At 51.4% G+C, this 16,654-nt stretch carries 10 protein-coding genes; 3 read left to right on the plus strand and 7 right to left on the minus strand.

The features are described from left to right. The first annotated feature begins 62 nt into the window (after window positions 1-62). On the plus strand, window positions 63-3,218 hold the full coding sequence (locus tag ACTJJS_RS25400; protein WP_343746210.1) for a SusC/RagA family TonB-linked outer membrane protein: 3,156 nt from the start codon (window positions 63-65) through the stop codon (window positions 3,216-3,218). A gap of 55 nt (window positions 3,219-3,273) precedes the next feature. After that, a complete protein-coding gene (locus tag ACTJJS_RS25405; RefSeq protein ID WP_440666040.1) occupies window positions 3,274-4,875 on the plus strand; it encodes a RagB/SusD family nutrient uptake outer membrane protein in 1,602 nt (533 codons plus the stop codon). 56 nt (window positions 4,876-4,931) lie between these two features. Here the strand turns inward: ACTJJS_RS25405 and ACTJJS_RS25410 are convergent, their stop codons facing one another. The 7 genes from ACTJJS_RS25410 to ACTJJS_RS25440 form a co-directional block, all read right to left on the minus strand. Next, window positions 4,932-5,291: a DUF2200 domain-containing protein gene (locus ACTJJS_RS25410; protein ID WP_168874633.1), complete on the minus strand. Its 360-nt coding sequence runs from the start codon at window positions 5,289-5,291 to the stop codon at window positions 4,932-4,934. 69 nt (window positions 5,292-5,360) lie between these two features. Then, the gene (locus ACTJJS_RS25415; protein WP_440666042.1) at window positions 5,361-6,569 is read right to left on the minus strand and encodes a redoxin domain-containing protein; all 1,209 of its coding nucleotides are present in this window, start codon (window positions 6,567-6,569) and stop codon (window positions 5,361-5,363) included. 24 nt (window positions 6,570-6,593) lie between these two features. Further along, complete coding sequence (locus ACTJJS_RS25420) at window positions 6,594-7,679, minus strand: redoxin domain-containing protein (RefSeq protein WP_440666044.1); 1,086 nt, start codon at window positions 7,677-7,679, stop codon at window positions 6,594-6,596. A 20-nt stretch (window positions 7,680-7,699) separates the two neighbouring features. Next, entirely contained in the window at window positions 7,700-9,127 is a 1,428-nt protein-coding gene (locus ACTJJS_RS25425; protein ID WP_440666046.1) for a RagB/SusD family nutrient uptake outer membrane protein, read from the minus strand. Between the two features lie 17 nt (window positions 9,128-9,144). After that, a complete protein-coding gene (locus ACTJJS_RS25430; protein ID WP_440666048.1) occupies window positions 9,145-12,684 on the minus strand; it encodes a TonB-dependent receptor in 3,540 nt (1,179 codons plus the stop codon). A 297-nt stretch (window positions 12,685-12,981) separates the two neighbouring features. Continuing rightward, window positions 12,982-14,124, minus strand: coding sequence for a FecR family protein (locus ACTJJS_RS25435; protein WP_440666050.1), 1,143 nt, complete (start codon window positions 14,122-14,124; stop codon window positions 12,982-12,984). 80 nt (window positions 14,125-14,204) lie between these two features. After that, window positions 14,205-14,765, minus strand: coding sequence for a sigma-70 family RNA polymerase sigma factor (locus ACTJJS_RS25440; protein ID WP_440666051.1), 561 nt, complete (start codon window positions 14,763-14,765; stop codon window positions 14,205-14,207). Window positions 14,766-15,081: 316 nt separating this feature from the next. Between ACTJJS_RS25440 and ACTJJS_RS25445 the strand changes: the two genes are divergently transcribed. After that, complete coding sequence (locus ACTJJS_RS25445; protein ID WP_440666052.1) at window positions 15,082-16,614, plus strand: SulP family inorganic anion transporter; 1,533 nt, start codon at window positions 15,082-15,084, stop codon at window positions 16,612-16,614. Window positions 16,615-16,654 lie beyond the last annotated feature (40 nt).

Here is a 16,654-nt window from a genome sequence, read left to right on the forward strand (position 1 = left end):
ACGACTGCACCCAAACGGGTTGTGGTTTAAAACCGCTCTGTTCAACCAAAATGTTCTACGTTATGAGATTTACCGCCCTTCTCCTGCTGGCGGTCGGCCTGCAAACCAGTGCCGTAGCCTTATCGCAGCAGATCACGCTATCGGAAAAAAATGCACCGCTCAAAAAGGTGCTGAAAGAAATGGCCAGCCAGACCGGCATGTCAGTGGCCTATAGCGAAAGCCTGATGGCCGTCACCAGGCCTGTCACCATCGATGTAAAAAACGCTTCTGTGGAGCACGTGCTTGAAATAGCCCTCCGCGACCAGCCGGTGCGTTATACCATCAACAACGGCCGCATCCTGCTCAACAGTCGCAGCACTGCCGCAGCAGATTCCTCGCTGGTGGCCACCGGCAGGGTCAGCAATGAAAAAGGCGAACCCATACCCGGCGCCAGTATCCTCATCAAAGGCACCAACATCGGCACGGCCTCCGGCAACGACGGCCGCTTCGAAATCAAAATCCCCAAGGAAGCCGTTACCCTGATCATCAGCGCTGTAGGCTTTCAACCCACGGAAGTAAGTGCCCAACTGCACACCAACATGGAGGTCCGGTTAAAAACGGGCACCAAAAACCTGTCTGAAGTGGTAGTAATGGGTTTCTCTGAAGTAGAGCGCCGGCACGTGGCCTCCTCCGTGGCACAGGTGGATGTAAAACTTACTAAGACCCGGCCCATCGCCAAACTGCAGGAAGCCTTTACCGGCACCGTTCCGGGCGTGACGGTCCAGCAAACCACCAACCTCCCCGGCAGTGTGCCCGGCATCACTATCAGGGGTATCAGCACCTTGCAGAATGCCAGCCCCCTCGTTATTGTAGACGGGATGGAACAAAGCCTCAACGACATTGATCCCAACCAGGTGAAAAGCATCACTGTGCTGAAAGATGCAGCGTCCGCCTCTATGTACGGCTCACGGGGCGCCAACGGGGTAATCATTATAGAAACAGAACGCGGACAGATGGGACGTTTCAAAGTGGACGTCAACACCTGGGCCGCCTTACAACAACCCATCGACCTGCCCAAATTTGTGAACGGCGTGGACTACATGCGGCTTAACAATGAAGCCCGTACCTTCCAGGGACAAACACCGCTCTATACCGATCAGGACATCAGCAAAATGGAATCCGGTGAAACACCTTCCGTAGACTGGCTGAAAGAAGGCATGCCCCGTAAAGCCAATTCCCAAAACGTGACCATGAGCGTGTCCGGCGGCGGCGGTATCGGCTCTTTTAACCTGATGATGGGATACCTGAAAGAAAACGGCCTTAACTCCTACGAAGGCTCCGGAAAATACTCCGCCCGCTTTAACACCAATGTGAACATCGCTGACAAATTCGTGCTGCTGGCCGACTTCTACGCGCACCGCCTGCAAATTAACCGGCTGAAAGAAAACGACGATGGAACAGGCCTGTACGAAAATCTCTGGAAAATGAATCCCGCGCAGCAGATATACTACCCTGCCAGTGATATCCCCGAGCACTACATCCTGTACAATGATATGAACCCGATAGCTTCCATTAACCGGGGAGGCTCACGCAACAACCTGTACGATTTCAGCTCCGTCAACCTCAGGCCACGATACAATATCAGCAAGCACCTCAGCCTGGAAGGAAACGTGTCTTACCAGATCAGCAAATCGGCCAACAAACGTCAGCGCGAGACATTCAAATTCTACGACGGCAACGGGAAACCGGTAAAAATATGGAAAAATGAAGTCGGCGCCGACCAGGACGTCAGCCAAAGCCAGCTGACCGCCCGCGGACTGCTGAACTATACCGGCAGCCTGCGCCATCAGGCCGACAAGATATATGTCACCGCCGGTTCGGAAGTGATGACCTTCAATTTCACCGACTATAAGGAAATAGCCAAAGCCTCCTTTTTCGGTAAACTGAACTACTCCTTCGATAACCGGTACATCCTCGAGTTCACCGCCCGTGGCGATGGCAGCAGTAAATTTGCACCCGGTAAGCAGTGGGGCTTTTTCCCCGCAGGAGCCGTCGCCTGGAACGTTACCAACGAAAAGTTCATGAAGGGGCTGGTTAACAACCGCATCATCAACAACATCAAACTAAGGGCTTCCTATGGCCTCATCGGCAACGAAAACGTAGACCCATACCTGTGGGAAGAGAACGTCAACGAGTGGGGCTGGCTGATGCGCGTGCCCAACATGAATTTCACCTGGGAAAAACAAAAACAGGGAAACATCGGCCTGGAACTGACGGTACTCGACAACCGGTTAAGCCTGACAGCAGAAGTATACAAAAAGAACTCCTACGACCTCATCTATTCCAGGTTCCCGGTACCACCCATCACCGGCTCCAGCTCCCTCGAAGCCGCTTTCAATATCGGAGAAGTGGAAAACAACGGCTATGAGCTTTCTGTACAGTGGCAGGATAAAATCGGCAACCTCGGCTACAGCATCGGCGCCATGTTGTTCGACAACAGGAACAAAGTGCTGAAAGCCGGCTACCGCGACGGAGACACCCTCATCTTCAAAGATGACAACGACAAAATATGGTACAAGGGCATCGCCATCGATAACTATTATGGTTATAAAGCCAATGGTTTCTTCCGTGATCAGCGCGATGTGGACAATACTCCCGCTAAACTTCCCAACACGCTCCCCGGCGATATCAAATACATCGATCAGAATGGTGATGGCATCATCAACGATGCCGACAGGATCAACCTCGGTGATCCTTTCCCCCATCTGAACTATTCCGTTACGCTGGCCTTGCAATACAAAAACTGGGACTTTAACCTGTTGGGCCAGGGCGTTGGAAAAAGGACCGGCCGCCTCAACGGTATGGAAGGTTATCCCATCCTGGTGGACGGCAGCAGCAATTCATTGGGCAAACCGCAACAGTACTATGCAGACAACCGCTGGACACCACAGACACCTGACAGCAGGTTCCCCAGGGTATGGACAGGCTCCAGCACCAACGCCTACCTCAGCGACGTATGGCTGGGCAATGCAGCATTTTTCCGCGTGAAAGTACTGCAACTGGGATATACGTTCCCGTTACAGGGCAAAACCATCCGCAACGTACGTGTATACGTGAACGCACAGGATGCCATCACTTTCACCAGATGGGAAGGACTGGAACCGGAGCGTGACGGCGGCAATGGCAACTATCCCCGCATGGCCGTGTACAGCCTGGGCGTAAGGGCCACCCTGTTTTAGTCACGTTGTGGCACCAACGAAAATTTATTTCAATCCACTGCAAAATATGCATACGATGAAAAAGAGACTTATCCTACTTGTTTTACTTTCCGCTATCATGCCGGCATGCCAGAAATTCCTGGACAAACCGGACCCCACCGCCACTAAGTTTGACGAATTCTTTAATACAGAAGAAGACCTGCGGCGCGTTGTGTACAGCACCTACCTGGACGTGTTTACCAACCAGGGCGACAGAAGGCTGCTCTTCTACATGGAAGACAGCAAATCAGACAACGCCTACAGCAGAGTGGAAGGCGATAATCATCAGCGCATTGCCAACGGCAGCTATGATGCCAACACCCGCGCCTTTGAATATTACTACACCATCCACATGAAACATATAGGCCGTTTGAATACTTACCTGAAAAGCATCAATACGCCTTATGTGGAAGATGAGGCCATCCGCACCAAATACAAAGGCATCCTGGAAGGCCTCCGCTGCTGGCACTATTTCAGGATAGTGTCCCGCTGGGGCAATGTCCCTTTTTATCTCGAACCGGTAGATATCTCACAGGTAACACAACCGGCTAAATCAAAAGAGGAAATACTCAACACACTTTTCCCGATGGCGGAAGCCACCGCCAACACCCTGCCGGACAAGGAATATAACTCCGACGGCTATATGTTCAACAAATACTCGCTCAAAGCCCTGATCATGCGTTACGCCTTGTACAATGGCCGCTATGAGCTGGCGGCACGATTGGCCAAAGAGATCATGGACAGCGGCAATTACTCCCTGTACCCGGTGTACCGTGACCTGTTCAACTATAAGGGCGATAAAATCAACAAAGAGTTTATCATAACAATGGACATGCCCAGTCATGGTAACAGCGGCACGAACTCTTTTGAGCACCTGGGGCCACATTTCCGGACGGGCAAAGGCCAGTCGTACGCCGTGCCCTTAAAATCACTGGTAGACGCCTACTGGACATTACAGGGCAACAAGATCGATGAGTGCCCCTATCACAGCAAACAGGACTACGAACTGGACCCCAAACTGAACCGTGATCCCCGCTATGCCGCCAGCATCATGGGCCAGGGCGACATGTTCGTCAACGAGCCGATCAACATCTATGACCAGAACAGTCCTATGTTCTATGAAAAAGAACGCGCCAGCCGCTCCGGCTACTGGTTCCGGAAATTCGTAGACGAAACTGATGCCTTCCGCGACGCCGGCAATATGCATTTCCCGATACTGCGTTATGCAGAGGTGCTGTTGACATACGCAGAAGCCACGATCATGCAGAACAAAATTGATAACCTCACCAAAAGCTGTATCAACCAGCTCAGGGCCAGGGCCGGCCTCGATATGACCGAAGCAGACGTAACGCTGGCTAAATACAGCGCCTATACGCAGCAACAATGGACCGACCTTATCAGGAATGAACGAAGAATAGAGCTGGCAGGAGAAGGCGTAAGATATGATGACATCCTCAGGTGGAAAATCGGTGACCAGGTAATGACCAAACCCGCACTGGGACATACCCGGCTGGTGAACGGCAGCCTGGTTTCACTGAAGATAGAAGACCGCTCTTTTCAAGCGCGTAACTACCTGTGGCCGTTTCACTCCGGTAGTTTGAAAATAGAACCGGGACTAACACAAAACCCGGGATATTAATTTATGATCAGCCGTATGTCCGCTTGCAGCGGGTATACGGCTGATATTATGATGGATTACCCCCGCAAAATTTTCTCCATCTTCCTCCCTTTCGCCAGTTCATCTACCAGCTTGTCCAGGTAACGCACCTGTTGCGTCAGCGGGTTTTCGATATCCTCAACCCTGTAACCGCAGATGACGCCGGTAATGAGGCCTGCGTTGGGATTCAGCGATGCACGCTGGAAGAACGTTTCATAAGTGACTTTTTCTTTTATCAGTTTGTCCAGCTGCTTGTCATCGAAGCCTGTCAGCCACGTGATCACCTGATGCAGCTCTTCTTTTGTCCTGCCCTTCCGTTCCACTTTTGCGAGTAACAAAGGATAGACAGAAGCGAAAGTCATTTTAGCGATACGCTGATCGTGTGTATGAGTGTCCATATCCAAATATACTTCCGAATGTGGAATTAAAAAAGCCTTGTAAACAATGCGTTCACAAGGCTTTTTAGGTTATGCGCCAAATAGCTCTTTCAGCTTTTTATTCATGGCGTCGTCATCTTCGCCGCCACCGCCATAGCGGCCAATGATCATGCCCTGCGGGTCAATGAGGATTTTGGTGGGCAGGGAATGGATGCCGTAGTCATCGCTGACATCTTCGGGATTAGGCAGGTTTTTCTTCCTTTTTTCCCAGTCGAGGCCACGCAGCACATGACGCCAGATACCGATGCCGTCCTGTTCCACCGCTTTCTTCCAGGCAGCATGATTGGAATCGTCGTCTGAAATGCCGATGATCTCAAAGCCTTTGTCTTTGTATTTGCCATACAGTTCTTTCAGATGTGGGTTGCCTTTGCGGCAGGGGCCGCACCAGCTGGCCCAGAAATCAAGCATCACGTATTTGCCTTTGAAATCGGCCAGGTTAAGCGTTTGGCCATCGATGTCCGTTTTGGTGAAAACATGTGCCACGCTTCCCGGTGAACCGGCACGCAGGCCGTCCAGTTCTTTTTTGATCTCCCTGCCATCAGCGCTCTGCTGCATTTCCGGCGACATACGGGCATAGTAAGCTTCCCCTTCCGCCAGCGGGATACCGCTTACACGGAAGCGCAGCAATTGTGCGCTGACATAAGAGTTGGGATATTTATCGATGAATGCTTTATCGATTTTCTCCATGGCCTCATAATGCGGCTCCATCTGGTCTTTCAGCTTATCCATTTTATCTTTCAGCGGCTTCAGCGCGGCGTCTGTTTTCTTAGCCCGCATACCGGCAATGTACTCGTTGTTCAACTTGTGGTAGGCAGCAGACAATGGACTGAGCTGTTTCATCACCGGCGCTCTCATTGCCTCCAATTCATCCTGTTCCAGCTGTACTTTGGAGCCAGTCAGTCTGGCATCTTTCAGTTTGCCGGTGGCCGACTTCAGCTGCATAGGCACAGGCTCTATAAAAAAGGAGGCCGCATCACCTTCTCCATACATGGCTTTCTGTTTGTCGGTATACAACCGGGCCTGCACCGGCTGTTCCACCGTACCGGTGAAAGTGAATTTACCGCTGTGTGTGATCACGCTGTCTGTTTTATATACGGCGGCGCCCTCCGGATAGCTAAGGTAGATGTAGCGATCAGGCAGTCCTTTGATATCTCCCTTTAAAGTAAAAGCCTGCTTATTTTGTGCGCCTGCCTGTAAAGCGGGCAGCAGCAAAGAAAAAAGAACCCAGTTATTTTTCATATGGTGTTATTTATTATTAAAAAATCATTGAAGCGTGGCCGCCAGTTTGGTATGCAGCGCGGCTCCTCTCAGGTCTTTCGCAATGATGGTCCCCTGCGGATCGATGAGAAAGGAACAAGGTATGGCCTGTATGCCGTATTGCTGCGCCACCTCATTGCGAAACCCTTTCAGGTCAGACACCTGCATCCAGGGCATACCGTCCTGTTCGATGGCCTGTTTCCACTTATCGGCCTTATCATCCAGCGATACGCCGACAACCGTAAAGTTTTTATCCTTAAAAGTGTTGTAGGCTTTTAAGACATTCGGATTCTCGGCTCTGCACGGGCCGCACCAGCTGGCCCAGAAATCGAGCAGCACATACTTGCCTTTAAAATCTGACAGGCGTACAGGTTTGCCGTTGACATCGGCCTGTGTAAAGTCGATCATCGGCTGACCGACAGCGCTCTTCTTTAGTATAGCCAACCGTTTGGCCAGGCGTGCACCTGCGGCTGTTTGTTGCGCTGCCGGCGCCAGTTGGCGGTACAGGCTGTCCAGCGGCGCGTATTCGCCGATGACAGCCATGTCCGCAATGAGGTCTACGCTTACCGGACTTTCCGGATGGGCAGCAATGTATTGTTTGCTCCGCTCCCGCCGTTGCTGGCGCAGCACATCTATCTTAGCTTCCAGCGCTGCCTGGGCCGAATCGTTTCCCTTCACCTGCGGGTACTGCTGGTACAGTACATCTTGCTGGTCAGTAATATCCGCAATGGATTTTTCATAGGCCTCATAAGCCTCCTGCGTGGCAGAACCGGTGATCTTCATCTTGTCCAGCGAATCCATATTGCCTTTGAGGCTTACGGCGGCATTCTCCATGAACAGCTGCAGATAACGGGTGGAAGTACCGATAAAAATTTTCTGCGGTTCGGTAATGTTTCCTGTCCAGGTGAACCGGCCATCTTTTACCGGCACGGTATCGGTTTTAGCAGAATCAGCTACCGGCACGGAGATGAAAACAACCGTGTCTTTCAGTCCTGTCAGTTCTGCCGTAAGCGTGGCCGGCGGCGTGGCGGCCTGTTTACAGCCTGCTGCCAGTAACAAGGCGGCCATGAAGATTTTAGTGTGGGTATGCATTGTTTGGTATTTAAAGTGAATTATTTCTGATAACCCGGGTTCTGCAGACCGATAGCGGGATTGTAGAGGAACTCGCTATGTGGTATCGGCAAAATATATTTAACCTTATCGTTGGCCGTTGGCCTTAATTCCTGTATCAACGAAGGAGGCAGGCGCAACAGCGCCATCCATTCCTGCCCATCTTCTGCCACCAGGTTTCGTACGAATTCGAGGTACAGTTGTTTCAACAGGTCATTGACAGATACCGCGTTGTCTACCGCGCTGAAATCAGTCACACCGCCGCGGCCCATGACCGCCCTGAGGATATCGCGGGCGGCCTGTAAACCGCCACCGGAGCGGACAATAGCTTCCGCTTTCAACAGGTACACTTCTGTCAACCGGAAAGCATAGGCCGTTTCAGACAACACGGAAGGCGCATCGCCCTGTTTGATATATTTCAGGAAGTAATACGTGCCTTTCGTATAGCGGTTTTCGGTGCCTATCATCCAGGCGCGCGGATCATTCTGCAACAGGTCTTTCAATGCTGTTTTAGCCACGTACAGAGAAGAGGCCCCCGGCCAGTATTGCCGGCTGAGCACATAATAGAAGCTCTCCTGGTTTTGTTGTGGTTTGACGCCCAGTATGACTTCGGTGCTGCCCAGGCCTTTCAGGTAGAAGATATCTTTCGTTTGTGGCTCCGGCGTGTATTTACTGCGAAGGATAATGGAATCTGCCAGGTCCGCTACCTGCTTATAGTCTTCCGGCTGCCCGTGGCTCATCAGCACCCGCATTTTGAGCGCCATGGCCGCCCAGCGTGTAGCGTACCACGCCGGGTTCTCCGCGGGGGCATTGGCAATGGCGTCATCTACGTCGGCAAGGATAAAAGCATAACTGTCTTTCACTGAGCTGCGGGCTTTCGGCAAAGCGTCCACCTGTGTAAAATCTTCGCGGAGCAGCGCTCCGTACGGGCTGCCAAGGTCGAACCACTGCCCGAAGAAACTCAGCAGCTTGAAATGCGCATACGCCCTCAGGAAGCGCGCTTCAGCCAGCACCTCCTTTTTACGGTTGCCGGTGAAACGTTTGTCATCCAGCGCGGTCACGCCCTTGATGACCCCATTGGCAGCATTGATCAGCTGATAGGAAGATGTCCAGTAGATGTTCGCATAACCGGACTTTGCGTAGTTATTGTCTATCTCCGACTGGTCAGCCCCGTAACCGTATCCCATATACCCTGCAAACATGGCAGGCGGCACCTCGTGTTCAAACCATTTCGTGATATTATCGCCGCTCACCGCTGCAAACCGGTAATAAGCGCCGTTGAGCGCTATTTCGGACGTCCGTTGGTCGATGATGGTGTTGCCATCCACTTTGGCGTTTTCCGGCAATTTTCCCAGTTCCTTTTTGCAGGACACACTTGTCATCACCACTGTGCTGAGTAACGTAAACGTATATATGATCCTTTTCATCATTAGCTGGTTTAATAGTTTTAAAATCCGAAACGCAGGCCCAGGTTAAACTGCTTTACGGTAGGGAATGTGCTGACATCGCTGCTGCCGTTGATCAGGCTGTAAGGGTTATTGCTCACCTCCGGGTCCGGACCGGGGTATTTTGTTATGGTGAACAGGTTGGTGGCCGAAGCATATACCGAAGCATCACGGATGTGCATACCGGCGGCGGCACGGGCGGGCAACTGGTAAGTAATGGTAATGGACTTCAGTTTCAGGTAGGAAGCATCATATACTTCTGCACTGCTGGTATTGGCGCCATACTCTCCCAGTATAAGCCGGGGCCTTTCCGCAGAAGGGTTTTCCGGCGTCCACCGTTGCAGTATCCTGGTGCCGCGGTTAGCGAAACTTTCGAAATTTTTGTTCTGCACATCGGCGATATATAACATCTGCCCACCATAAGAAAAGGTAAGCAGGGTGATCAGACTAAAATTCTTGTAGGTAAACGTGTTGGTAAAACCGCCGTAGAACTTAGGCTGCGCCTGACCGATAACATCCTGTTTGTAGAACCCGTTGTCGCCGATTTCATACATGGCATCGCCGATGCCGAGGTAAGGCGCGAAGTACTTCGCATATACAAATACCTTCTTGTACTCGTCCAGCTGCTTCTGGTCACGGATAATACCGGTTTGTTTATAGCCGTAAAAAAGCCCCAGCGGCTCTCCTTTCCGCACCACCGCATTAGCGCTGAGGTACGTGGCGCCCGCATCATTCGGGTCTGAAAAATCATTATTGATATCTTCTACCCTGGAACGGTTACCGGAAATATTCAGGGCGCCTGTCCATTGAAAATGTTTTTGTTTGATGAAATCCGTACGGAGATCGATCTCCAGCCCTTTGTTGCTGATAGTGGCGATATTGGATATCACGCTGCTATAGGAAGAGCTGGGCGGCAGTTGTGTAGACAACAACAAACCGGTGGTTATCTTTTCATAATACCCGATCACGCCCCGCAGACGGGAACCAAACAGTTCAAAGTCCAGCCCCAGGTCTTTCTGCAAGGTAGATTCCCACTTGATCTTGCTATTGCCCAGCTGCGAAGGAATGAGTGCGTTGACGCCTCCATAGGAACCGGGCGTGTACAATGTGTAGTACAGGTTGTCACCGAAGTTCTGTGTACCGGTATAACCGGCGCTGACACGCAGTTTGAGTTCGTTGACCCACGCGGCCTTTTTCATGAAGGGTTCTTCTGAAACCCGCCACGCGGCGCCACCGGAAGGGAAATACCCCACCCTGTTGTGCGCCGGGAACTTGGAAGAAGCATCCGAACGGCCGGTGAAGGTGAGCAGGTATTTTTCTTTCAGCGCATAGTTGGCGCGCATATAAAAACTGAGCAACGCATTCTGCCCGGAGCTGCCTGTGGCAGGAAGCGTAATGGCAGCGGACGAGATATTGTTCAGGTATTTATCATCCGGGAAACCCTGGCCGCTGGCAGAGAAAGAGTTGAAACGGTATTTCTGCCAGGAGGTACCGCCCAGGAGGTTCAACCGGTGGTTTTCATTGAACTGCTTGTCCCACGTGAGGGTATTTTCCACGAAGAGGTTCACATCTTCCGTCTGGCCCTGGGAAGCAGTGCCGCCGTTGGAACTGCTTACGCCATTGGCAGAGGCGATGACTGCCGTGCTGGGCACGTAGTTCTGCTGATGGAAATTGTTATAGTTCACAGAAAGAGTGCTTCTGAATTTCAGGTTTTTCAGCACGTCATAATCACCGGAGAGGGAACCGATGAGCGAGGCGGTTTTGCCCGTGTTAATACCGTCCAGTAATATCATAGGGTTCTGGAATCCCTGGTAATCGTAGCCGCCAATCTGTGAACCGAGGAACTGGTAGGGTGTGCCATCGGGGTTATACGCCGGCAAGGTAGGCGGCGCATACATGGCAGCAGGGTATATACCGTTGGTGATATTGTTTTTGGTGAAACCATAGTCCAGGTTGGTGATGATACGCAGCTTGCCGGTGATTTCATTATCGAGGCTGATTTTACCGGCGATGCGGGAAAAATCAGTTCCTTTCAGCACCCCGTCCTGTTTGGAGTAGGCCAGGGACGTATAATAGCGGGAACCGGAGCCACCGCCCCGTACGGAAATATCAGCATTGTGGGTCATAGCGTTCCGCAGCACCAGCTTAAGCCAGTCGGTGTTGGCAGTGCCCAGGCTCTCGGGATGGTTGATGACGTTGGTGGCCATAGGGTCCGGGTCCTGCCCTGCTGCGGCCCTGACAGCATTTTTAGAACGGGCTGCCTCCTGTAACAGGTTTACATACTGTTCCGCATTCAACAGTTTTTCGCGTATAGGTTGACTGACACCGGCATAGTAATTGGCTTCCAGCACTGGTTTCTGATTCAGTTTACCTTTTTTGGTGGTGATGATGATCACGCCATTGGCAGCCTTGGAGCCATAGATAGCAGTGGCGGAAGCATCTTTCAAAATATCGATGGATTCAATATCGTTGATGTTAAGGCCTGCCAGGCTGTTAAGGCCGCGGGTAAAAGAGCCGTTCACCGAACTATTGGGATTATCGCTGCCGGCCCTTTCTATGGGGTTCACCACTTCCGCCTGGTTTTGGATATAGCGGTTTTGAATGGTCACCTGTACCCCGTCGATGATATACAGCGGGTCGTTGCCGCCCAGCAGCGAGGTACCGCCACGGATGCGGATTTTGGCCACGCCACCGGGGGAACCGTCCGATTGGGTGACCTGTACGCCGGCTGCTTTGCCGGACAGCGCCTGGTCTATGCTGGCAAAAGGAACGTTCTTCACTTCCTCCACATTCACGGAAGCGACGGAACCGGTCAGGTCTTTTCTTTTGGTGCTGCCGTAACCCACTACTACGTATTGGTTCAGGTCATCCACCTTGGCATTGAGCTGTATTTCCAGTTTTGTTTTCCCGTTGAGCGATATGCTTTTTGATTCAAAGCCTACACAGGAAACAAGCAGTTCAGCCCGGACATCCGCATTGCGCAGCACAAAGAAGCCGGCCTGATCGGTGATAGCGGCCAGGTTGGTGCCTTTCACCCGGATGGTGACACCGGGCACCGGATCACCGTGTTTGTCCACGATCCTGCCCTGTACCTCCTGCGGAGGGAACAGGTCCGGTTGTTCCGGCTTTGTTTCCGCGGCGGGCAGTTTCCGGGAAATGACAATCGTATTGCCTTCGATGTCAAATGAGAGGGGTTTGTCCAGCAGTATCCTTGCCAGGGCGGTTTTCAACGGTTGTTCGCGTATGTCCGCAGATACGGGGCGGACATCTGACAAATCCTGGTTCCTGTAAAAAAATACGAATCCTGTTTGTTGTTTGATCACACTGAACACCTGTTGTAACGGCATGTTTTTGCATGCCACAGTAACGGTCTGGGATTTCCCGGTGGCATAGATATGTAACGCCACCGCCGTTAATAAAAATGCGGTCAATTTCATTGCTCTCCAGATTTTGGTCACACGGTAGTTTTCGGCCAGCGGGGGCCTGTCGCCCCCGGTTGATACAAAAGTTTGGTGCCTGTTGCAGACAACATTAATTTTCATACCTTAGGTTGATTTTTGGTTGACAAATATTTCCCATCCACCCTGTAAAGGGTAGCAGGAAGGGTTCAGAAAAAGGGTTAACCAACAATCAAACCTGGTGCGGACGCCAATCTTGACACCAGGTTTTTTTATGGACGAAACATAAGCCTCCCGTACCCGGTGGGCTGCATTCCTTTCATAACATGTATTAATGGATAGCTATCGCTCAGGCCCTTGTACAGGCCCGGTTAAACGGTTCACCGGTTTTTACTGTTACCGGTAGATAATGGTTGGTTATAGATTCTGATAAATGGTTGCCTACGGATAAATAACAAGTCTTCTTCCTTCTTCCAGTTTGAAATTAATTCTCGCCTGTTTCAATATCTTCATCAACTGGTCCTGCGTGAGGTTTCTCCCGATCTCGCCGGTGAAGGTGCCTTCCGGTACATTCCCTGCATAAACGACATCCATATCATACCATCTTGCCAGCTGCCGCATCACCGTAGGGATGTCTGCGTCGTCAAAAGAAAAATAGCCGTTTTTCCAGGCGACAGCGTTGTTTACGTCCACATGTTTCAGCCATTCGATCTGGTTGCTGCCTGGCTTTATTTTCGCCTGCTGACCGGGCTCCAGGTGTTTGAACGCTTCGGGCGTCCTTACCAGCACGGCCCCTTCCAGCAGTGTGGTTTTGACCGTTTGCTCATCGTCATAGGCGTTGATATTAAAATGCGTGCCTAACACCAGCACACTGATATCATTCACTTTCACCTCAAACGGACGGGCGGCGTCCGCGGCCACTTCAAAATATACTTCCCCGGTCACAGACACATTTCTGCTGCTTCCTGAGAACGCCGTCGGATAGCTGATGGAAGAAGACGCATTCAGCCATACGTCTGTGCCGTCCGGCAATGTTACCTTATACTGTCCGCCTCTCGGCGTGCGTAATACGTTGTTCACCGCCGCGTTGCCATTGTTCTTATAAACGATCTGTCCCTGTGTGGTCTTCTCCATTTTCACGCCCTGCAATGTCACCGTTCCGGTGCCGATGCTGTCGAGGTTTACCACGGAGCCATCGGCCAGCGTGAGCGTTGCCTTATCGCTTCCGGGACGTACCGGCAGGGACACCGCACCCGCAACATTAGCAGGTTGACGTACCTTATTAAAGAGATAGTACCCGCCACCGGCCATCACCAGCACCAGCACAGCAGCAGCCACTTTCCCGGGCCAGCCCTGCATATACAATACCCTCCTGCGTTCGGGAGGCTGCGTGGCCGCCTGCAGGCGGAGGTACATCCGGTCCTTCAGGCGTTCTTCCGTCTCCTCTCCTTCCACCGTCACATAAGCTGTCAGTTCCTGCGCATCATAGGCGTTGTACCACTGCAACAAACGTCCCACTTCCTCTTCACTGGCGGTACCGGCCAGATACTTTGCTGATAGCATAGCCAGTTCGTTCTTGTCCATCCATTTTAGAATTTACAGGTGTTATATTATGTAAGTGTAGAAACGGGGGCCTTACCCTACCTTCCGAAGAAAAAAAATTTTCAATAAAGGAAAATAGCATGGAAATAATTCCGGAACTGTACACGTAGCCGTTGCAGCGCTTTGGAAATGTGCTTCTCCACAGCTTTCTCGGAGATCTGCAGCTGGTCGGCAATTTCGCGGTTGGTAAGACCGGCATGGCGGCTGTAGTTAAAAACAAGACGGCATTTTTCGGGCAGTTGTTTCAGTTGGTTTTCCATGGACTGCTGTAGAAAATGCAGTTGCGCCGTTTCATCCGTCACCGCCTGCAATGATTCGGGCAGCGCCTCCACGGTGGTAACACGGGTTGTTTTGGATAGCTGGGCAAATACGGCATAACGGTTGGCCGTAGCGAGATAAGCGGGCAGTGACCGGATAACAGACTGGGTTCTGCGTTGCCACAAACCGGTAAACACGTCCTGTACCACATCTTCCGCCAGTTCACGGGAATGCAGGCGGTCATAGGCCAGCACATACAGGCGTTTCCAATACCGGTTATAAATTTCAGTAAACGCGGCGTGGTCATCAGCGGCCATCAGTTGAACCAGCTCTTCATCAGCATAGAAGGTGTAGTCTGTCATCATCTTAATATGTATAACACTGCTATTGCCGGCAATTGTCCTTGATTTCCTGGTTGATTTTTATCGCGGTTGTTGTCCGTTCAAAACTAAGCTTTCAACCGGAGATAAACAAGCCACTGCCGTTTAGTGTTGCATTTTACCTGCTTTTTACTACCTTCGTCAACGAAATGAACAATACGACTACACCATCTCCGGTTACTCCACCTTGATTGTATATACGCTGCCACCAGCGTCCGCCTGGCATTCCGGCCAGACCATAGCTATCTGTTCAGTCCAGTTACATGATTGTTTATTTAATATTTTTTAATCTTTCGTCAGCATGAAGGTCTACTTTAATTTATTTGACTTTTCACAGAAAGTCAATTACAAGACCGAAGTTTTAGCAGGGTTTACCGTAGCCATGACCATGATCCCGGAATCTTTGTCCTTTGCCATCCTGGCGGGACTATCTCCTTTGACCGGCTTGTATGCGGCATTTTTAATGGGGCTGATCACAGCTGTTTTTGGCGGCAGGCCGGGAATGGTGTCCGGCGGCGCCGGCGCTACGGTGATCGTTCTGATCGCCCTGATGCAGTCGCACGGTGTGGAATATGTATTTGCAGCAGTGGCACTGGCGGGCGTATTTCAAATTCTCGTTGGTATATTCAGGCTCGGTAAATTTATTCGTCTCGTACCTCAACCGGTGATGTACGGCTTCGTAAACGGGCTGGCGATCGTTATCTTCATGGCACAGGTACAACAGTTTAAAGTCCCGGGCGGCACCGCATGGCTCAGCGGGCCGGCGCTATGGACCATGCTCGCGCTGGTGGTATCAACCATCCTGATCGTCATCATCTTCCCTAAAATCACGAAGGCCATACCCGCCTCCCTGGTAGCTATTATCGTGGTTTCCCTGCTTGTTTTTGGGTTCAGTATCGACACCAAAACAGTGAAGGACATTGCTTCCATCAGCGGCGGTTTCCCTCCTTTCCATATTCCTTCTGTTCCTTTCAATATTGAAACGCTGCAGGTCATCTTCCCCTATTCATTGGTAATGGCGGGCGTGGGACTGATAGAAAGCCTGCTTACCCTGAATGTGGTAGATGAAATCACCGGCACCAAAGGGCGAGGCAACAAAGAGGCGGTCGCACAGGGAACGGCCAACGTTGTCAACGGCTTTTTTACCGGCATGGGCGGCTGTGCCATGATCGCGCAGTCTTTTGTCAACCTGTCGGCTGGCTCCAGGGCGCGGTTATCAGGCATCATAGCGGCACTGACCATTCTGCTGATCATCCTCTTCGGCGCTCCCATTATCGAACGTGTGCCGATGGCTGCGCTCGTAGGCGTGATGATGATGGTGGCGATTGGCACATTTGAATGGACCAGTTTACGCATCATCAACAAAATGCCCCGCCACGACATTATCGTAGGTATATTGGTGGCCGGGATCACCGTGTGGCTGCACAACCTGGCCTTGGCAGTATTGATAGGTATCATTATTTCAGCGCTGGTATTTTCCTGGGAAAGCGCCAAACGTATCCGTGCCCGGAAATACACCGATGAAAACGGCGTCAAACACTATGAGATCTTCGGGCCTCTGTTCTTCGGTTCTGTGACCACTTTCCTGGAAAAATTTGATGTGCTCAACGACCCGGATAAAGTGATCATCGACTTTAAAGAAAGCCGTGTTGCTGACATGAGCGCCATCGATGCGCTCAACAAACTCACGGAACGATACCAAAAGGTAAATAAAAAACTGCATCTCCAGCATCTTAGCGAAGATTGCCGTACACTCCTTAAAAATGCAGAAGGGGTGATCGATGTGAATATACTGGAAGATCCTTATTACCGCGTGGCCACTGACCGCCGGTAATGTTGAACAAACAGGCCGTTTGCCTGCATAAGAAAAATAA

The organism is Chitinophaga sp. 22308 (assembly GCF_052045305.1).
Lineage (GTDB): Bacteria > Bacteroidota > Bacteroidia > Chitinophagales > Chitinophagaceae > Chitinophaga > Chitinophaga varians_A.

Coding starts and splice junctions, on each gene's coding strand:
- ACTJJS_RS25400 (WP_343746210.1), top strand. CDS start 63: ATGAGATTTACCGCCCTTCTCCTGCTGGCGGTCGGCCTGCAAACCAGT.
- ACTJJS_RS25405 (WP_440666040.1), top strand. CDS start 3,274: ATGAAAAAGAGACTTATCCTACTTGTTTTACTTTCCGCTATCATGCCG.
- ACTJJS_RS25410 (WP_168874633.1), bottom strand. CDS start 5,291: ATGGACACTCATACACACGATCAGCGTATCGCTAAAATGACTTTCGCT.
- ACTJJS_RS25415 (WP_440666042.1), bottom strand. CDS start 6,569: ATGAAAAATAACTGGGTTCTTTTTTCTTTGCTGCTGCCCGCTTTACAG.
- ACTJJS_RS25420 (WP_440666044.1), bottom strand. CDS start 7,679: ATGCATACCCACACTAAAATCTTCATGGCCGCCTTGTTACTGGCAGCA.
- ACTJJS_RS25425 (WP_440666046.1), bottom strand. CDS start 9,127: ATGATGAAAAGGATCATATATACGTTTACGTTACTCAGCACAGTGGTG.
- ACTJJS_RS25430 (WP_440666048.1), bottom strand. CDS start 12,684: ATGAAAATTAATGTTGTCTGCAACAGGCACCAAACTTTTGTATCAACC.
- ACTJJS_RS25435 (WP_440666050.1), bottom strand. CDS start 14,124: ATGGACAAGAACGAACTGGCTATGCTATCAGCAAAGTATCTGGCCGGT.
- ACTJJS_RS25440 (WP_440666051.1), bottom strand. CDS start 14,765: ATGATGACAGACTACACCTTCTATGCTGATGAAGAGCTGGTTCAACTG.
- ACTJJS_RS25445 (WP_440666052.1), top strand. CDS start 15,082: ATGAAGGTCTACTTTAATTTATTTGACTTTTCACAGAAAGTCAATTAC.